This is a genomic window from Geomicrobium sp. JCM 19038 (assembly GCF_000698125.1).
GTDB lineage: Bacteria > Bacillota > Bacilli > Bacillales > Marinococcaceae > Geomicrobium_A.
On sequence record NZ_BAXA01000003.1, the window covers coordinates 52,487 to 70,421 of the forward strand.

General features: G+C 41.0%; 20 protein-coding genes. 15 read left to right on the forward strand and 5 right to left on the reverse strand.

Going from position 1 to position 17,935, the window contains the following annotated elements:
* The first annotated feature begins 11 nt into the window (after positions 1–11).
* The 13 genes from JCM19038_RS24280 (at position 12) to JCM19038_RS05100 (ending at position 12,013) form a co-directional block, all read left to right on the forward strand.
* A complete protein-coding gene (locus tag JCM19038_RS24280; protein ID WP_255343348.1) occupies positions 12–1,700 on the forward strand; it encodes an efflux RND transporter permease subunit in 1,689 nt (562 codons plus the stop codon).
* Complete coding sequence (locus JCM19038_RS24285; RefSeq protein ID WP_255343349.1) at positions 1,586–3,421, forward strand: efflux RND transporter permease subunit; 1,836 nt, start codon at positions 1,586–1,588, stop codon at positions 3,419–3,421. The genes JCM19038_RS24280 and JCM19038_RS24285 overlap by 115 nt, the downstream gene beginning before the upstream one ends.
* 266 nt (positions 3,422–3,687) lie before the next feature.
* On the forward strand, positions 3,688–3,846 hold the full coding sequence (locus JCM19038_RS22640) for a hypothetical protein (RefSeq protein WP_193745046.1): 159 nt from the start codon (positions 3,688–3,690) through the stop codon (positions 3,844–3,846).
* A gap of 57 nt (positions 3,847–3,903) precedes the next feature.
* The gene (locus JCM19038_RS05060) at positions 3,904–4,155 is read left to right on the forward strand and encodes a hypothetical protein (protein ID WP_042415302.1); all 252 of its coding nucleotides are present in this window, start codon (positions 3,904–3,906) and stop codon (positions 4,153–4,155) included.
* 342 nt (positions 4,156–4,497) lie between these two features.
* Positions 4,498–5,256, forward strand: coding sequence for an aminoglycoside adenylyltransferase domain-containing protein (locus tag JCM19038_RS20405; RefSeq protein WP_052361099.1), 759 nt, complete (start codon positions 4,498–4,500; stop codon positions 5,254–5,256).
* A gap of 67 nt (positions 5,257–5,323) precedes the next feature.
* On the forward strand, positions 5,324–6,490 hold the full coding sequence (locus tag JCM19038_RS05070) for a mechanosensitive ion channel family protein (RefSeq protein WP_042415758.1): 1,167 nt from the start codon (positions 5,324–5,326) through the stop codon (positions 6,488–6,490).
* Positions 6,491–6,542: 52 nt separating this feature from the next.
* Positions 6,543–7,259, forward strand: a complete 717-nt coding sequence (gene dapD, locus JCM19038_RS05075) for a 2,3,4,5-tetrahydropyridine-2,6-dicarboxylate N-acetyltransferase (protein WP_042415304.1) — start codon at positions 6,543–6,545, stop codon at positions 7,257–7,259.
* A 56-nt stretch (positions 7,260–7,315) separates the two neighbouring features.
* Positions 7,316–8,449: an N-acetyldiaminopimelate deacetylase gene (locus JCM19038_RS05080; protein ID WP_042415308.1), complete on the forward strand. Its 1,134-nt coding sequence runs from the start codon at positions 7,316–7,318 to the stop codon at positions 8,447–8,449.
* 73 nt (positions 8,450–8,522) lie between these two features.
* Positions 8,523–9,230, forward strand: coding sequence for a glycerophosphodiester phosphodiesterase (locus JCM19038_RS05085; RefSeq protein ID WP_193745047.1), 708 nt, complete (start codon positions 8,523–8,525; stop codon positions 9,228–9,230).
* 43 nt (positions 9,231–9,273) lie between these two features.
* The gene (locus JCM19038_RS05090; RefSeq protein WP_042415310.1) at positions 9,274–9,942 is read left to right on the forward strand and encodes a PhoU domain-containing protein; all 669 of its coding nucleotides are present in this window, start codon (positions 9,274–9,276) and stop codon (positions 9,940–9,942) included.
* The gene (locus JCM19038_RS22645; RefSeq protein ID WP_193745048.1) at positions 9,923–10,078 is read left to right on the forward strand and encodes a hypothetical protein; all 156 of its coding nucleotides are present in this window, start codon (positions 9,923–9,925) and stop codon (positions 10,076–10,078) included. Before JCM19038_RS05090 ends, JCM19038_RS22645 begins: the two co-directional genes overlap by 20 nt.
* A gap of 5 nt (positions 10,079–10,083) precedes the next feature.
* Positions 10,084–11,514, forward strand: a complete 1,431-nt coding sequence (locus JCM19038_RS05095) for a Na/Pi cotransporter family protein (protein WP_238554297.1) — start codon at positions 10,084–10,086, stop codon at positions 11,512–11,514.
* A gap of 79 nt (positions 11,515–11,593) precedes the next feature.
* On the forward strand, positions 11,594–12,013 hold the full coding sequence (locus JCM19038_RS05100; RefSeq protein WP_042415318.1) for a TlpA disulfide reductase family protein: 420 nt from the start codon (positions 11,594–11,596) through the stop codon (positions 12,011–12,013).
* A gap of 277 nt (positions 12,014–12,290) precedes the next feature.
* Here the strand turns inward: JCM19038_RS05100 and JCM19038_RS05105 are convergent, their stop codons facing one another.
* The 3 genes from JCM19038_RS05105 to JCM19038_RS05115 form a co-directional block, all read right to left on the reverse strand.
* Positions 12,291–12,890, reverse strand: a complete 600-nt coding sequence (locus tag JCM19038_RS05105) for a CHRD domain-containing protein (protein WP_052361101.1) — start codon at positions 12,888–12,890, stop codon at positions 12,291–12,293.
* Positions 12,891–13,107: 217 nt separating this feature from the next.
* Positions 13,108–14,775 (reverse strand): ribonuclease J1, encoded by a 1,668-nt coding sequence (gene rnjA, locus JCM19038_RS05110; protein ID WP_042415321.1) that lies wholly within the window; start codon positions 14,773–14,775, stop codon positions 13,108–13,110.
* Positions 14,775–14,984 carry a DNA-dependent RNA polymerase subunit epsilon gene (locus JCM19038_RS05115; protein WP_042415324.1) on the reverse strand — a complete coding sequence of 70 codons (210 nt, stop codon included), beginning with the start codon at positions 14,982–14,984 and terminating at the stop codon, positions 14,775–14,777. Before JCM19038_RS05115 ends, rnjA begins: the two co-directional genes overlap by 1 nt.
* A 420-nt stretch (positions 14,985–15,404) precedes the next feature.
* On the opposite strand from JCM19038_RS05115, the gene JCM19038_RS05120 reads away from it, so the two are divergent.
* Positions 15,405–16,178, forward strand: a complete 774-nt coding sequence (locus tag JCM19038_RS05120; RefSeq protein ID WP_042415327.1) for a Cof-type HAD-IIB family hydrolase — start codon at positions 15,405–15,407, stop codon at positions 16,176–16,178.
* Between the two features lie 48 nt (positions 16,179–16,226).
* On the opposite strand, the gene def is transcribed toward JCM19038_RS05120, so the two are convergent.
* Together def and JCM19038_RS21655 are read right to left on the reverse strand one after the other, a co-directional pair.
* Complete coding sequence (gene def, locus JCM19038_RS05125; RefSeq protein ID WP_042415329.1) at positions 16,227–16,769, reverse strand: peptide deformylase; 543 nt, start codon at positions 16,767–16,769, stop codon at positions 16,227–16,229.
* A gap of 163 nt (positions 16,770–16,932) precedes the next feature.
* Positions 16,933–17,091, reverse strand: coding sequence for a YjcZ family sporulation protein (locus JCM19038_RS21655; RefSeq protein ID WP_081831624.1), 159 nt, complete (start codon positions 17,089–17,091; stop codon positions 16,933–16,935).
* 187 nt (positions 17,092–17,278) lie between these two features.
* Here JCM19038_RS21655 and JCM19038_RS05130 point away from each other — a divergent pair, with 187 nt between their 5' ends.
* The gene (locus JCM19038_RS05130; RefSeq protein WP_052361102.1) at positions 17,279–17,923 is read left to right on the forward strand and encodes a YkyA family protein; all 645 of its coding nucleotides are present in this window, start codon (positions 17,279–17,281) and stop codon (positions 17,921–17,923) included.
* Positions 17,924–17,935 lie beyond the last annotated feature (12 nt).

The following is a 17,935-nucleotide window of genomic DNA, read 5'->3' on the forward strand; positions in this document are numbered from 1 at the left end:
GGGTGGAGTGCATGACGAACTTTTCCATAAGGCGTCCGGTATTTACGATTGTGGTCATGATTCTCTTTATCATTATGGGAATCGTGTCCTCAACTAGGTTGCCTTTGCAACTAATTCCAGACATAGAACCACCAGTTGCAGCAGTTGTTACGAGTTATCCAAACGCAGGTCCTGAAGAAGTATTATCTGAAGTGACCGAACCAATTGAAAACCAGCTTTCCAGAACGACGGGATTAGAATTAATGCAGTCGAACAGTATGGAAGGAACTTCCATGATTATCTTACAGTTCGATTGGGATACATCCATTAGTGATGTTGAGCTGGAGATTATTAATACACTAAGGCAAGTTGATTTACCAGATGACGTGGATGAGCCGAGCTTTTTACAGTTTGACCCATCGATGTTCCCGATGATGCAACTCGCGGTTACTTCTGGTGACGATGTGATTGATTTCCAAGATGATGTACTTAGTCTTGAAGATGAATTATTAAATATTCCTGGTGTCGCTAGCGTTGACGAAGCGGGAAGTTTAAGTGAAATCGTTGAGATAAACCTTGATCGAGAGCTTATGGACGATTATTCACTGACGCAAGAAGATATCACAGGTGCGATACAGGCGAACAACGTATCGATGCCTGGTGGAACGGTTGAACAAGACGAACTTAGTTTAACGACGCGTGTGATCAGTGAGCTTACAACTCTTGAAGACATACGAGAAGTCGTGGTTGGCGTTGATCCAGAAAGTGGGGATCAAGTAACAGTCGATGATGTTGGTGAAGTAGATGTCGTTACTGAAGAACAATCAACGATTACAAGAGCCAACTTAGAAGAAGCCATTACACTGTCGATCATGCAAGAATCCAATGCAAACACGACACAAACGTCAAATGCAGTGAACGATCGACTTGATGAATTATTAAATGATAGTGATTATGAAGATCTAGAAGTCGTAACTTTATATGACGAAGGTGACTTTATTAACCAAGCGATTAATAGCGTATTATCAGCGTTAATTCTTGGTGGTGTGCTCGCGATGTCGGTGCTTTTCTTATTCCTTCGAAACTTGAAAACACCATTCATTATCGGGCTTGCTATTCCATTTTCAGTCATTGTAACGTTTGCGTTTATGTATTTCTTAGACATTGGCCTAAACATTATGACACTCGGTGGTTTAGCACTCGGGATCGGTCTTGTTATTGACAACGCCATCGTAGTGATCGAGAACATTTACCGTCACTTATCGAAAGGCAAGGATCCAAAAGACGCAGCACGTGAAGGAACGAAAGAAGTCTTTGGTGCAATTGTCGCCTCGACATTGACGACTGTTTCAGTGTTCCTACCAATTGTATTTATCTCAGGCATCGTTGGTGACATCTTTAGAGAACTGGCATTGACCGTGTCGTTTAGTTTATTGTCTTCATTACTTGTCGCGATTACCGTCGTACCGATGGTTGCAAGTCGTGTGTTAAAAACACCAGATGAAGACATTGAAGATAAACGCCGTAATTCCAAATCGATGAACTGGCTTGAGAATATGACCACTGGTCGCTTGCTCATCGTAAATCAGTCATCGCCATCACATTCTTGCTCTTATTTGGAGGTATTGCAGGACTCTTTACCGTCGGTACTGAGCTCTTGCCAGAAAGTGATCAAGGTTCATTTAATGTTGATGTTGAAATGGAGCCAGGAACAAGTTTAGAAAGAACGGATGAAGCCGTTGCGGCAATTGAAGAAGTACTCGACGACTATCAAGAAATTGCCGATTACTCTGCGACCATCGGTGGCTCTTCAATGGATATGGGTGGTAATGGTCAATCTCACGTTGCGGAGATTATCGTTTCACTCGTACCGATGGATGAGCGAACATTAACGGATGCGGAATTCGTTGAATCGATTACTCGCGAATTAGAACGTGCCGATGATGGTGTTGAGGAATTAAGTGCATATACGATGTCAGCAGCGATGGGTGGCGAAGCGAATACCGTACCATTTATCGTTTCTCATGATGATCGCTCAGAGCTATACGACTTTGCATATGACTTAGAAGATGAATTACTCGATTACAACATCATTAACGATGTTGAACTTAGTATCGAAGAAACGATTCCAGAAATCGCCATCGACGTTGATTCTGATGAAGCATTAGAAAATGGATTAACGCCTGCTGAAATTGCAAGTCAAGTGAGTGAAGCAACTCGTGGTGAAACGATTGCACTCGTTCAACTTACGAGCAATGGCGATGACGAAGACGAGGAAGAGAACGACGAAAATGCTTCGTCTTCCACATATGAAGTTGTCGTTGGTTTAGATAGTAGTTATACTGATACGATTGAAGAACTTGAAGTATTAACCATTCGAAACAGTGAAGGTGAAACGGTAAACTTAGGAGATGTTGCTGAGATATCTGACGGTGAAAGTCCAGCGTCAATTCAGCGAGCGGACCAAGAGGAAGCTGTTGAATTTACAGTAAGTTACACGACCGCTGCTGTTTTGAGTGATGTATCCGCATCAATTGAAGAAGCTGTTGCAGAAATTGAGTTGCCAGACGGTGCACAATTCTCATTTGGTGGGGAACAAGAAATTTTAGATGATGCGATTGCGAGTATGATTTTGGCACTTGCATTAGCGATTATCTTTATTTACCTGATTATGGCTGCACAGTTCGAGTCCTTTAAGTTACCATTTATTATGATGCTCACTGTACCGCTCGTCATTATTGGTGTTGCGATTGCTTTAACTGCAACGCAAACAGCAATCGGAATTACCGCGTTTATCGGGATCATTATCCTCGTCGGTATTGCTGTTAACAACGGGATTGTTATGCTCGACTTCGTAAATCAACGTAAACGAGCAGGGATGTCAACGTATGATGCTTTAGTTGAATCCGTTCAATTAAGAACGAGACCGATTGTGATGACGTCTGTTACTGCGATTCTCGGTATGGTACCAATTGCAATTGGTATGGGTGAAGGTGCAGAGATGCAACAGCCGATGGCGATTGCGGTCATTGGTGGCTTAATTAGTAGTACACTACTCACGCTCGTGTTCATTCCAGTTATGTACAGTTTGTTTGATAAAGAAACGAGATCAAAAAAACCGTATGTCGTCGTTGATGATCGCGATGGTGAAAGAAGATATTTAACAGCTACAAAAGAGAACAACAAAGATCACGTAGACCGACAAAACGAACAACATGCAGAAAACGAAACGCGTCAAGATGAACCTCGTTACGGAACAGAAGAAACGGAAGACACTGAAGATCGAACAACAACTGACGAACAATCGACAGATGATTCGTCACCAGTGTCAGAGCAAAAACGAGAAACTCGTGCTGATGATTTAAGCAAAGATGAGATTCTTGATCTTCTAGATACGATTGTTCGTCGTAATAAAGACGAAAATAAAAACGATAAAGAATAACAATTCTTACTGCTGAGGAACAATTTCTCAGCAGTTTTTTTGTTCCATCATAAAGACGATGGTCTATGAAACTACCCAATTTCATAGACGTTTTGCTCGTTTTTCCTTTAATCTAGGTCTTTCAATTACAAAGCATGTTCCATTGCTACATAGAATTAACTGTAAGCAAAAATATGGTTGATTAAAGGAGAGTAAATAAATGTCATATAATCATTGGGATAACTTATTCGGATGTTTTGGTGGTAACAACAAAGGTGGTCGTGGTCATGGTCGCGGCTGTGGTTGTGAGCGCCGTCGTCACTGTGGATGTAAGAGAGATTATGATTATGATTATGATTATGATTGCTGTGAGAAAAAAGACAAATGTAGACGCGAAGAGCGTTGCCGCATTCGTTTTGAAATTGAATGTGACGACTAATCTTTAATCTGTACTAGGAGCACGTACTTCGTGCTCCTTATTTTCACGAAGGAGGTGTATTTAAATGGGAAAATCTCGTCATCACTGGAACGGATGTTCATGTCGTGAGGATCGTAATTCAGATGATCGTAACCGTGAGAATCGTAATCATCGCTGCGGGAACGACGATAACGTTTTCGAAAGTGGCTATCAAAAGCCTGCTGCACCTTGGTACCCAAAAGAAAGAGAATCTAGACCTGATTGTGGTCGAAAGCCAGAAAAAGAAAAAAGCCGTTCACGTCTTAGAGGAACGATTTATATCTCTTGTGATCGTTAATGATTAAAGTCAGTAGGCAATGACGGAAATATTGCTAGAGTAGGTCAAGTCATTACTAGAGTATAAGGTAGCTTGCATAAGATATCGTATGGAAGGAAGTAGACATATCCGCCGATGTTTTACTTCTTTCCATCGAATGAAAGTGCCATACCCCCCGGTCTGTATCAGTGACATGTAATTCCCTCCTATATATGAACGGACCCATTGAAACGAGGCTTTTGCCTCGTTCTTTTTCTTTTTGATTGCAACATCTCAAACAATCAGCTAACATATTCTTAAGTGCATATAAATATGCATTAGATAAATCATACTTAATGATATGGATGGAGGAAGATGCTGATCATGGATGACCAGATTGACGATTATTTGCGTCATTTAAAAGAAGTGGTAAGTACGGTTCTTAAAGACCGCCTCACAGGCTTGTACTTGAGTGGCTCGAAGGTTTTAGGTGATTATGACGAGGAGGTTAGTGATTTAGACATATTCTGTGTCGTAAATCGTCCAATTCGTGCAGAAGACCAACAGAGATTACTGGAATTGTTAAGTGAGGAAGAACTTGAAGTACCTGGAAATGGACTTGAGTTTTTATGTGTTCTTGAAGAAGAAGTAACCCATCCTCATTCATTGCCATCTTATGAATTCGTGCTAATTAAAAGGCGAGGTCTTGACGCTGTGATGAAGCATGAAGGTATGGATGAAGGTTTGCTGATGGATTTTACCATTTGTTATCAATCTGGAAAACTGATCGCAGGAAAGCCTGCGCAAGAAGTGATTGGAGAAGTACCTGTGCCGTGGTTAAACGAGGCAATGAAAGGGTCACTTCGTCAACATAAACTAAATGTATTTCACCCGTTTTATGATCCGTACGGTCATGAAGCTGTCCTAAATGCTTGCCGTTCTTGGTGCTTTAAAGAGCTCGGGCGAATGACTTCCAAAACGAAGGGCGCGATTTGGGCGTTGAAACGTTGGAAGAATTCGAAAGTAATTGAACAGGCATTGTTAATAAGAGAAGGCAAGTGGGATAAGCGATTGGACGAAGGGGCAGTACATGAATTATTAGATCATGTACTTACATTAGAACGCATAAAAGTGTCAACATGACAATGAATATGAGATCAGACGATGGGGGAATCGAATGATTCTCTCTTTTTTCGTTTTGGAGGTTCACATGGTTGAATTATATTATGAGTCAATAGAAAGTTACCCGTGGTTAAGGTTTGTGTTTGCGTTTTTAATCATCTGTATGTTTTTATTCCTGCGCAAATTATTTACGCGATATGTCTTTGCCTTCGTACTAAGGATATCTAGGAAAAGTCAAAGTGAAGTCATTCCAAACTTCTTACTTAGTTATCAAAAGCCACTCCGGTTCTTCTTCGTTACGTTAGGGCTTTATCTTGCTTTGTTGTACTTATTTCCATCAGACCCAACTGCTGTAGAAACTAGACGCTTTGATTTAATTACGACGGTGTTTAGAACGACGATTATCATTACGGTCGGTTGGGGATTGTTTAACTTCTCAGGAACGACGTCTAACATGTTTAAAAAGCTTAGCATGCGTTTAGACGGAGACGAAGATAGTATGCTCGTACCGTTTTTATCAAGGATATTACGAGCGATTATCATTGCCCTAACGTTAACTGTGATTTTAGATACGTGGGGTTTCGATATTAACGGGTTTATCGCTGGTCTTGGTTTAGGTGGACTAGCCTTCGCCTTAGCTGCTCAAGACACAATCGGGAACTTCTTTGGTGGTATTATTATCGTCACAGAGCGGCCATTCAAGAAGGGAGATTGGATTGAAACACCAACTGTAGAGGGGATTGTCGAGGACATTTCGTTTCGAAGTACAAAGGTACGGACGTTTTCGGAAGGGCTCGTAACGGTCCCAAATTCTACACTTGCCCATGAACCGATTACGAACTGGTCTGAAATGAATAAACGGCAAATTGCATTTGAAATTCAATTCCCATTTGAAACACCCATTGCTTCTTTAAAACGTTCACGTGAACGTATTGAAAACGAGTTGAAAGAGCATGAAGGAATTGATCAAGAGACAATTTTTGTTCGATTACACGATTTTAATCAGTCTGGAATCGAATTAATGTTTTATTTCTTCACGAAAACGACGGCTTGGAGTGAATGGTTAATCGTAAAAGAAGAAATCAACTTGCGGATTGTGGAGATTTTACATGAAGAAGGGGTAGACTTCGCGTTGCCTGCACGAGATCTCTACGTTAAAACTCATGATAGCATAGAAGAGATCATTGAAGACGAAGAACACGTGAAGGTGAGCGTTCGCGAGAACCTTAAGCTTTTGTTCACACTACGAATGTGATAATCTAGAATAGGAAAATTGATACTACGAGAGTGTTTGGAGGAAATGAAGTATGAAGATGATGGACGGACATGAGATTGTTAAGTTTATTTCTGAATCAGAGAAATCAACACCGGTAAAAGTATACCTGAACGGTGATGTATCTAATAGTAATTTCGGTGAAGGTGCGAAAGTCTATCCGAATGAAAAGGGAGCTGTCGTATTCGGTGAGTGGAAAGCAGTTCAAGCTGCATTAAGCGAAGCGAAGATTGAAGACTATGTCGTTGAGAACGATCGTCGTAACTCTGCGATTCCTTTGCTTGACATGAAGAACATTAAAGCGCGTATCGAGCCAGGCGCAATCATTCGTGACCAAGTTGAGATTGGTGACAATGCTGTCATTATGATGGGTGCAAGCATCAACATTGGATCCGTTGTCGGCGAAGGTACAATGATTGATATGAACGTTGTTATGGGTGGACGAGCTACGGTCGGTAAAAACTGCCATATCGGAGCAGGCGCTGTACTAGCAGGCGTTGTAGAGCCACCATCAGCACAACCAGTGATCGTGGAAGACGATGTTGTGATCGGTGCAAATGCAGTCATTCTTGAAGGCGTACGTGTCGGTAAAGGATCTGTTGTCGCTGCAGGTGCAATCGTTACAGAAGATGTACCAGAAAACAAAGTTGTAGCTGGTACACCAGCGCGTGTTATCAAAGACATTGATGAAGGTACACGTGGCAAAACTGAAATCAAGCAAGAACTTCGCAAGTTAAAAGAAGAAGAATAATCGTATGCTCCCGTTTGGCTAACAAACGGGAGTCTTTTCAATCATGAGGTGAGACGATGATCTATAGTGATGACGTAATGATCGAATTAAGAAGGGATTTTCACAAAATTCCTGAACCTGGATTCGAAGAATTCAAAACGAGTGCTCGCATTAAAAAACAAGTGGACGATATGCCTCAAGATTACTTAACGATTGAACCTTGGGAGACAGGGTATTTTATTAAAGTTCAAGGCAGTAATCCGTCCCAAACCATCGGTTATCGAACGGATATAGATGGACTTCCTGTCGATGAAAAAACAGGACTGCCTTTTGCCTCAGAGCATGAGGGGTTTATGCATGCATGTGGTCATGATTTTCATATGACGATTGCGCTTTCTCTTTTGAATCATTTTGCTCATGAGCAGCCAAAAGACAATCTATTGTTTATTTTTCAGCCTGCAGAAGAAGGACCTGGTGGGGCAGAGCCGATGATGCATTCAGCGATCTTTAAACAATGGAAACCAGATTGGATGATGGCTTTACACGTCGATCCACTTCGCCAAGTAGGAACGATCTCAACGAAGCCAGGTTTGTTATTTGCAAATACAGGAGAGTTTAATTTGCATTTGCAAGGAAAAGGTGGCCATGCTGCATTCCCACATGATGCGAATGATATGGTCGTCGCTTCGAGTTACATGGTGACGCAACTTCAATCGATTATTTCAAGAAGAATCAACCCATTAGATAGTGCGGTCATCACCATCGGTAAAATCGAAAGCGGAAAAAAAGAAAACATTATTGCAGACCGTGCAGATACTGAAGGGACGATTCGAACACGCTCAAAAGAAGCGATGCAACTCGTAAAGCAAAATATCCTAGACATGGGAGAAGGTATTTCGAAAAGCTTTCAGTGTAACGTTGACGTTGAGTGGGGATCAAGCTATAAACAAGTGTGGAATGATGAAGCCCGCGTATCATCATTTATAAACTTCATAGAGGCGAACCCAAACGTCCAATTTGAATTGAGCAAAGAGGCGATGACAGGGGAAGACTTCGGATTCTTTCTTGATGAAATTCCAGGATTCATGTTCTGGCTAGGCGTAGACGGAGAAGCAGGGTTACATGAGCCAACATTAAACCCTAAAGAAGCTGCGATTCCAATTGCAGTCGAAACAGTCAAAAACTATTTAACGAGCGAAATGAAACGCTAATACAAAAAGGTGTCACAACGGGATCCGTGTGGCACCTTTTATAACATTACTTATAATTAATGGAGGTGTAGTGGTGTTTATCGCACATCGAGGCTATTCACATATCGCACCAGAAAATACGATCGTAGCCTTTCAAGAAGCCATCAAGCATGGAGCAACGGGGATTGAATTGGACGTTCACTTAACGAAAGATAATAAGCTTGTGATCATTCATGATGAAGCTCTCCAACGCACGACGAATGGGGAAGGTTTGGTGAGTGATTATGAACTAACACAACTCCAACAACTTGATGCAGGAAGTTGGTTTCATCCTAAGTATAAAGATGAGCCGCTGCCAACCTTGGGTGAAGTAATTGAGGCGCTACCTAAAGACGTGCTCATCAATGTTGAGATTAAAAACATCCCGTCTTTTTATAAAGAAATTGAAAAAGCGGTCGTTGAAACGATCGAAAGGTACGGGCGATTTGAACAAACGATTGTTTCTTCATTTGACCATAGTTGCCTGTACAATGTAAAACAATTGAATGAATCGATTAAAATAGGTTTACTTGTCAATCAGAAAATGCATAACATTCGACACTATGTCCAAGGATTTGAGCCTTACGACGTGTATGCCATTCATCCTCATCATCGGTTAATTTCAGCAGAAGACATTTCAGAATTTAAAGAAATAGGTTTGAAAACGTTTGTTTATACGGTAAATGACGAGCATGAAGCAATCGAGTGGTTACGATCTGGAGTTGATGGCATAATTTCTGATTGTATCATGAAGAAAACATAAATTTCATAAGCTAAATAACTGAGAAGGAGGGGGATACAATCAAGTGAAACTTTTTAATGAAGAATTCAATGACATTTATCGACAATTGCTTAAAATGGGAAAACTAGCGAAAGAACAAATGACAGATCTTCCTGATGTGCTGTTTAAGCAAGATCAGAACACGATTCATTCACTAATCAAAGGAGATCTAGCGGTTGATCATTTGGATCAAGATATTCATCAACGAGTATTGGAGCTTATTGTATTTCAACCTCCTATGCCAAGTGAATTGCAACAATTATCAGCGATTATGCGTGTTGCAAGAGAGATTGAACGAATTGGGGATCAAATTGTAAACATCGCTGAAGTTGGGGAAACATTTCGCAAAAATGGAGTCCTTGAAATTGGAGGAAAGATTGAAGAAAACATTAAAGAAATGAATTCAAAAAGTGAAACGATGTTTAACGAAGCTTTAATCATGCTCAGGGAACGAGATTACCGACAAGGAGAAACGATTGAAGAGCAAGACGAAGTTGTTGATCATTTATTCCAGCACATTCAAGCATTAATTCAAGAAGAGATGAAATTAAATGTTCAACGCATTCCAGAGCTTTCGCCGCTGTTTTTTGTCATTCGTTATTATGAGCGGTTAGCGGACCATGTCGTTAATATCGTAACGAAAATGAAGGAGAGCCAAGAAGAAGGTGCCGGCTATGGATTGGTTGACGATTAGTTTACAAATGGCTGGCGGCTTAGCCATTTTTTTGTATGGTATGTATATTGCTAGTGACGGTTTAAAGCGAGCAGCGTCAAGTCGCCTCCGAACATTTTTGCAACGGGTGACAAAAACCAACTGTATGGAGCACTAGCAGGGATTGTATTAGCGGCTGCCATGCAATCTTCAACAGCTGCTACTGTGATGACAGTTGGTTTTGTAAACGCAGGTTTAATTAGCTTAAGGAGAGCACTCGGGGTGATGCTTGGCTCTGCAGTCGGTACGACGTTGACCGTTCAATTGATTGCTTTTTCGATTACAGATTACGCCCTTGCGTTTGTAACGCTAGGCGTTTTATTGTTTCTTATTAACATTCGCATTCGTTCTTACGGTTCAATTATTTTAGGCTTTGGTTTTGTGTTTTTTGGGATGGGCCTAATGACTGGAGCGATGGAGCCACTCCAGTATGACGAACAGTTTACACAGCTAATGACACTTCTTTCAGGTAATTTATGGCTCGCAGTATTCGCTGGTATTGCTTTCACAGCTGTGATCCAAAATAGTGCTGCAACCATTGCAATCGCGATGACGCTTGCTTCAACTGGTTCAATTTCCTTAGAAGCAGGAGTAGGAATTGTATATGGAGCAAATTTTGGCACTGTATTTACGGCAATGATCTCTAGCCTTACAGCGACAATTGATGCGAAAAGAGCAGCGGTTGCCCATGCGATCTTTAAGTTTATCGGTGTACTAATTTTCCTCCCATTTACGACGCTTTTTATCCAATTGCTTACCTTTATAGGTGGAGATGTTGAGCGACAATTAGCAAATGCACATACGTTGTTTAATGTTGTGAATGTGATTGTTCTATTGCCGTTTTGCAATCGGTTTGCCATATGGATGGAAAGACTTATGCCAAAATCCGAACGCAATAAAACTAGCCATCATAAATACATTGACCAAACGACAGCGAAGTTTCCAGCAGTTGGGCTTTTGCAAGCGCGAAAAGAGATTGAACATATGTTGGAGCGTGTAGAGTCTAAGATGTTTCCTGAACTTATGCAAATGTTGGAAAATGATAAAGCTCGAAAAGCCATTATGGAGGAGGAGAAGGTGATTGACTCACTCTACAAAACGACGTTCCATCATTTAAGAAGAATTACAGAACAACATTTAAAGGATTCAGATACGAATGAGGCCATTAAACTGTTATCAATTAATAATGATGTTGAACGCCAAACGAATGTTATGAAGGAGATGGCTCGTGCGTTAAGTAAATTAGAAGCGAGACAAAAAGTGCTCAATCATTGGGAACGTGCGAATATTGAAGCGCTCTACAAAGAAGTGAGTGAAAGCTTTGTTTATACGTCCCGAGCTTTTGTAGAACATGACAAAGAACTAGCTATTCGTGTCATTTACAACAACCCAAAAGTCCAACGGATGGAACGAGAAATGCGTTATGGACACTTTTATCACGGTTCGGGTTCTAGTAGTACGGTGAGTATGATTTATGCTGATCTAATGAATGGAATGTTGCGTATTCACCAGCATAACGTCAATCTATCGCAAACGTTATTAGATCGTGTCTAAACTTCAATGTGCCCGTAACCAATGTACGCCTTTATGAGTACGATAAATCACATTGGTACTTATGAAAGGGGACATGAAAATGGGACTTCGTATTGGTTCAGAGATGCCTAAGTTAGATCACATTAACTGGGTAAGTGGGTATCCGGAACAGCAAGCCAGTAAACCGTATCTCGTACACTTTTGGACGTTAGATTGCAGCTCTTGTATTGAGTTAATGCCAGATGTTGCGGCGCTTTTAAAACGTTATGACGGACTCATTCATACCGTTTCAATTAATTTGGAAGGTGAAGATGAGGATGAAGTGATTGCAAAGGCGAAGAAGGCAGGAATTGAAGCACCAGTTGGAATCGATGAGGAGACGCTATTGTCGGATGCATTCGGTTATAATTTCATCCCTGCGTTCTATTTATTCGATGCAAATGGCAGCATGAGGTACTTCCAGCAAGGTCAAGATCAAGTTACTACATTAGAACAACGAATTAAGCGCTTGTTGCGATAAAGCTAAAACCACCCAAGTCTTAAGTAACTGATGAGCATGATACAATGGCTCGTCTTACTGCATAAGTGAAACATCGATGTTTGAAATCTAAGTTGGGCTAAGATCATGAGTCTAGTGAGCGCCACCCTGTCAAGGAGTCGCTCAACTTATAGGCGGTTGTCAAAGAACTGTATGACTAAGAAAAAGCGCATGCCGTGGTAAGTTGCTTAGGGCATGCGCTTTTTCTATCTTTTACTTATAGACACTCTTAGTCATCGTACAAAATCATTGCCTATTTCTAGTTAAAAAGGAATCCAGTTATGCTTGACCATAAAGAAGTAAACCAATTACTTGAGCTCGATCCTCCCATACCTGTTTGGGGCATATCTGAAGGCATATTGGCATAGTCCATCGCAGCTTCTTGAGCATACTCATCGAGTTGTCCGCGTAGTTCACCGTCTGGATAGGTTTCTGTATGAATGTTAACATACACATCGCCAGCAACAAGAGCCATAGAAAATTCTTCCCAGCTTAAATCACCAACTAAATCATCAGCATGTAGTGTTCCTGAAGCAATATCGCCATCATAGTCCATCGGTTCATCATTGTGGAATAAAAACAACTCTACGGGTCCATCTTCACCAACAGGTCCACTATGCAAGTGACCAGCAGTTGCGTCTTCTAAATGCTCAGCCTGAATCCAATAGTCAAGTGTATCGCCATCTTCACTAACCTCAAAATGCGCTTTTCCCATTGCATCACTTTCTACATCCATTACTTCATTTTCAGGGCTAAGTTCGACTAAAAACTCACGTCCCTCGTGATCGGCTGAAGCGGTCGTTGCAAATGTTGTCACTGCCAAAACGCCAGCTAACGGAAACATCATCGCTTTTTTCATAGAAAAATCGCTCCTTTTGAAAGATTAATGAAATTACAATCAGCTAGTCGTAGCTAATATGTAACCTCTTATAAAAGCTAACGAATAACCTAGTCGTTTGGATCACCTTTTTATATAAAAAATAGTCAAAAGTGATGAACGAGTTGTCCAAGTTGCCAAAATAAAAAGCAGCGTAAAGATCAAGTAAGATCTTTACGCTGCTTTTGTAGGTGTATCATTAAACTTCCATAATGATTGGTAAAATCATCGGCTTACGTTTTGTCTTCTCATAAAGGAAAGGTGCTAACAATTCGATGATCTCGTTTTTAATTTCGGACCATTGGGTAGTTTTTTGACCCATTAAGTCTCTTAAGTGTTTGTCGAGCATTTTCTGAGCATCGTGAATCAAATGGGAAGATTCTCGCATGTAAACGAATCCTCTTGAGATGATGTCAGGTCCAGCAGACACTTTGAAGTTCTTCATATCAAGTGATACGACAACAACAACGAGGCCCTCTTCAGAAAGGATACGACGGTCTCTTAAAACGATATTACCGATGTCGCCAATCCCATTTCCATCTACATAAACTGCTCCTGATGGGACTTTGCCAATTTTTTTCGCTTCGTCGCGCTTTAATCCAAGTACTTCACCTGTATCCATAATGAAGACGTTCTCTTCTGGAATTCCACAATCCATCGCCAATTTCTTATGGCTTACGAGCATGCGGTACTCCCCATGAATAGGGAAGAAGTACTTTGGCTTCATGAGGCGAAGCATGAGCTTTTGTTCTTCTTGGCCACCGTGTCCAGACGTATGGATGTCATTTAGTGGACCGTGAATAACGTTTGCTCCTGCGCGGAATAGTTGGTTAATAATCTTGTTAACGCTAAGTGTATTACCTGGAATTGGTGAACTTGAGAATACGACCGTGTCTCCAGGGATAATTTGAATTTGACGGTGTGTTCCATGAGCAATTCTAGAAAGAGCTGCCATCGGTTCACCTTGTGAACCAGTACAAAGAATGGTCACTTCATTATCTGGAATACGACTTAGTTGGTTCGTGTCAACGAACGTATCTTTTGGCGCTTGAATGTAGCCAAGTTCTTGTCCGATTGTAAGTGCAGATTCCATGCTACGTCCAAATACGGCAATTTTTCGGCCGTGTTTAACGGCGGAAGTAACGACTTGTTGTAAACGATAAATGTTTGAAGCAAATGTCGCGAAAATAATTCTTCCGTCAACTTGTTGGAAGATATTCTCGATGCTATCGCCAACTTTACGCTCAGACATCGTAAATCCAGGTACTTCACTGTTTGTACTATCAGATAGTAAACAAAGTACGCCTTCCTCACCAAGTCGAGCCATTCTCGTTAAGTTAGCTGGTTCACCGACGGGGGTGAAGTCAAATTTAAAGTCACCAGTATGGACAATGTTGCCTTCTGGCGTATTGACGACGATCCCGAGAGCATCAGGAATGCTGTGTGTCGTACGGAAGAACGAAAGTGAAAGATGTTTAAATGAAATCACATCGTCTTCGTTAAGTTCAATCATCTTCGTTCTACGTAATAACCCGTGTTCTTCAAGTTTGCCTCGAAGCAATCCATTTGCGAGTTTTCCGCCATATACTGGCACATTAATCTCACGCAACAAATAAGGAATACCACCAATGTGATCTTCGTGACCGTGAGTAATAAATAGTCCGACAATCTTGTCTTCATTACGAGCTAAATACGTATAATCAGGAATCACATAATCAATGCCGAGCAATTCATCTTCAGGGAACATAATCCCTGCATCTATAATGACAATTTCGTCTTTGTATTCTATGGCATACGTGTTTTTACCGATTTCGCCAAGCCCTCCTAAGGCGAAAACTGCTACTTGATCTTCTTGCAATTGCTTCATTACTTATTCTCCAATTTAAAGTCTGGACGACTTTGCTCATATTCCAAATGTGCACCTGTTAACGGTTGAATAAATTCAATGTTATAGTTATCGGCAGCAAGTTTACGACGTACGTCGCGCTCATCTTGTGCTTCAATGTATAACGCTTCTGTTTTTTCGCGTACAGGTACTTCAGATGCTTTCGTTTGATACATTACTTTATAAATCATTTATATCTCTCCTTATTCTCACAAAAGTACAACGTTTATTATGAAGTAGCATCGTGTATTCTACTTAATCGTTGTTATCTGTACTGTTATCTCTGAACTTTACAGACATTCCGTTCATGATCGGGGTTTATCTAGTAGTAGTGGTCCCTTAAAGAATATCCAATGCTCGGCCGATGAGATTCCAAAAGGGGAGGGCACTGCCACGAAAAAATAAACCCAGCAGACAGTCTCTTTATTTTAGCGTATTTCCTGCTTGTTCGCAAATAAACCTACCATATAATTCCTCGTCTTAAGCCGTCCAGCTTGTAGTGTACCCAATAGTTTAGACAGAAAAAAAGCAGTTAAAACATTCTAGAGGGTTTTCAGTCATAAACTTATCCGACATAATAATAGAAGAATAGGGCAATGAGGAGTGAGAGTATGAACCAAAAGATCGTTTTTTTAGACATAGACGGAACGATTTACAATGAAGAGAAAAAAATGTCAAAAGCTACAAAGCATGCAGTAAGACAGCTTCAAGAACAAGGGCATCATGTTGTTATTGCAACCGGGCGCGCTCCTTTTATGTACAATGAGCTTAAAAAAGAGCTAAACATTACAACACATATCGGCTTTAACGGCTCTTATGTCGTACTTGAAGATCAAGTTGTACTAGCGAAATCACTCGATAAAGATGCGTTAAAAGCGATTCGCTCAGACGCTCATGAAAAGGGTCATCCAATGGTTGTCATGGACCATTTAGGAGCAAGAACAAACATCGCTGCAAGTGATCGAATTCGAGAGTGTATGGATAGCTTGCATCTTCCTTATCCGAATGTTGTCAACGATCCATTTGAAGGTGAGATTTATCAAGGGTTGCTGTTTTCTAAAATTGAGGAAGCACACGGCTACGAAGATCATTATCCACAGTTCGATTTCGTACGTTGGCATGAATTATCGCTTGATCTTATTCCGAACGGTGGATCAAAGGCTGTTGGCATTAAGAAAGTTGCGGATCTCTTGCACATCGATCTGAAAGATACGATTGCGTTTGGTGACGGTCTTAATGATATTGAAATGCTCCAAGCAGCTGGAACTGGAGTAGCAATGGGAAATGGAAAAGACATCGTTAAAAGTGTAGCTGATTTTACGACAACACATGTAGACGATGAAGGAATTTATGAAGGGCTCAAAAAGCTGGCACTGCTGTCATAGACATAAAAAGCGCGACGAGGAATTTTCCTCGTCGCGCTTTCTCATGCATTAAACAGGTAGTGGTCGTTTGTGTGGTCCATCGTATTCTTCAATACGGTCATAAAACATAATGCCGTTTAAGTGGTCCATTTCATGTTGAATTACGATCGCGATATAACCACGAAAACGCATCCGAATGTGCTCTCCGTCCAACGTGTGTGCGTCAAGGGTAATACGCGCATGACGCGGTACGAGACCCTCAACTGGTCGATCAACAGACAAACACCCTTCACCGTTCTCAAGACTCGTTTCTTCAACAGAATGACTAACAATTTTAGGGTTAATAAAACCGTAACTGTGTAGGTTATCTTTCTCATCTGTCGTGTGAATAGCGAACATTCGTTTTGCTACACCGATTTGAGGGGCTGCGAGGCCACTACCAGGTCGTAAATCGTATTCTTCTGCAATTGCTTGGTCTTGACTGTTCGTTAAATACTCGTGCATTTCTTTAAGGACCGCGAGGTCTTCGTTACTTGGAGGAAGCGCGACATCTTTCGCGACTTCTCTTAAAACAGGGTGTCCTTCACGGACAATTCTGTCCATCGTAATCATCCATTGTTCCTCCTTATGTGTAAAACCTTGATGTATGAGTACATAAATCGTTGTTTACGGGAATAAGATACTTCGTAAAGTATAGCAGATGTACATGGATTTAGACAAAGCAATCAAGAAAAATAGCAGTCACATTGTGTGACTGCTATAAAGGGAAAAGCTGTTATTTTTTATCTCCGTAACAAGCACCAACGATGATTAAAAGAATGAAAAGTACAACGATGAGTGCGAAGCCTTTCCCTGCTCCGAATCCACCGCCACCACCGTAGTTGCCGTAACCATAACCACCGTAGCCGCTATAACCGCCATAACCATATGACATGGAGAATACCTCCTTTTGTATTCGCTTTACGCGTTACCTTTACAGAGTATGCAAAGCGTGAGGAAATGGTTTGGATTTTTGCCTAAAAAAAAGCAAAGGTGCCTTGTTAACAATTACCAAATATACTTTGCAAATGCTACTTTGTTCTTATATGATAAATGAAGACGAAAGTCAGGGAGGACATTTGATGACAAAACGCATGATGATATGGGCAACGATGCTCGGACTATTGCTCATCGTATCCGCTTGCGGGAACTCCGCTGAAGAAGAACTGTTCGAACATATTGAAGAGGCGATCGCATTAGAGCTTGAATTCGAACAACAACAAGAACCGTTAGTTGAGGCTGAAGAACGAGAATATGAATTGTTTGAAGAGATGGTGCAATTAGGTTTAGGTGAGATGGATGAGATTGAAGAGAAAGTTAATGAAGCACTTGAGCTTGCCTCAGAGCGTAAAGAACGAATTGAAACTGAACGTGAGAGCATTGAGTCAGCGTATGCTCAGTTGATGGAAGGCGAAGAGATGATTGAAGAAGTTGAGTCAGCACGTCAAGATGAGGTAAAGGCTGTGTTTGAAGCAATGCAAGGTCGTTATGAGGTTCATAAGGAATTGTATGACAATTACTTACAAGCAATTGCTTTAGACGAAGAGCTGTATACGATGTTCTTGAATGAAGATTTATCATTTGAAGAACTTGAAGAACAGATCAATGACGTAAATGAATTGTATCGTACGATTAATGAAAACAAAGAAGCATTTAATGATCAGACAGAACGTTTTAATGAAGCAAAAGAACAGTTTTACGAGTCTGCTGAACTGCTAGAAGCGTAATGGAGAACAGAA

What these genes read in the sequence shown, in the direction of transcription:
- JCM19038_RS05060 (WP_042415302.1), top strand. Translation starts at nt 3,904, where the DNA reads ATGGGAAAATCTCGTCATCACTGGAACGGATGTTCATGTCGTGAGGAT.
- JCM19038_RS05120 (WP_042415327.1), top strand. Translation starts at nt 15,405, where the DNA reads ATGAACCAAAAGATCGTTTTTTTAGACATAGACGGAACGATTTACAAT.
- JCM19038_RS05080 (WP_042415308.1), top strand. Translation starts at nt 7,316, where the DNA reads ATGATCTATAGTGATGACGTAATGATCGAATTAAGAAGGGATTTTCAC.
- dapD (WP_042415304.1), top strand. Translation starts at nt 6,543, where the DNA reads ATGAAGATGATGGACGGACATGAGATTGTTAAGTTTATTTCTGAATCA.
- JCM19038_RS05100 (WP_042415318.1), top strand. Translation starts at nt 11,594, where the DNA reads ATGGGACTTCGTATTGGTTCAGAGATGCCTAAGTTAGATCACATTAAC.
- JCM19038_RS21655 (WP_081831624.1), bottom strand. Translation starts at nt 17,091, where the DNA reads ATGTCATATGGTTATGGCGGTTATAGCGGCTACGGTGGTTATGGTTAC.
- JCM19038_RS05130 (WP_052361102.1), top strand. Translation starts at nt 17,279, where the DNA reads ATGACAAAACGCATGATGATATGGGCAACGATGCTCGGACTATTGCTC.
- JCM19038_RS05070 (WP_042415758.1), top strand. Translation starts at nt 5,324, where the DNA reads ATGGTTGAATTATATTATGAGTCAATAGAAAGTTACCCGTGGTTAAGG.
- JCM19038_RS22640 (WP_193745046.1), top strand. Translation starts at nt 3,688, where the DNA reads ATGGTCGCGGCTGTGGTTGTGAGCGCCGTCGTCACTGTGGATGTAAGA.
- JCM19038_RS05115 (WP_042415324.1), bottom strand. Translation starts at nt 14,984, where the DNA reads ATGATTTATAAAGTAATGTATCAAACGAAAGCATCTGAAGTACCTGTA.
- JCM19038_RS22645 (WP_193745048.1), top strand. Translation starts at nt 9,923, where the DNA reads ATGGATTGGTTGACGATTAGTTTACAAATGGCTGGCGGCTTAGCCATT.
- JCM19038_RS20405 (WP_052361099.1), top strand. Translation starts at nt 4,498, where the DNA reads ATGGATGACCAGATTGACGATTATTTGCGTCATTTAAAAGAAGTGGTA.
- JCM19038_RS24280 (WP_255343348.1), top strand. Translation starts at nt 12, where the DNA reads ATGACGAACTTTTCCATAAGGCGTCCGGTATTTACGATTGTGGTCATG.
- def (WP_042415329.1), bottom strand. Translation starts at nt 16,769, where the DNA reads ATGATTACGATGGACAGAATTGTCCGTGAAGGACACCCTGTTTTAAGA.
- JCM19038_RS05105 (WP_052361101.1), bottom strand. Translation starts at nt 12,890, where the DNA reads ATGAAAAAAGCGATGATGTTTCCGTTAGCTGGCGTTTTGGCAGTGACA.
- rnjA (WP_042415321.1), bottom strand. Translation starts at nt 14,775, where the DNA reads ATGAAGCAATTGCAAGAAGATCAAGTAGCAGTTTTCGCCTTAGGAGGG.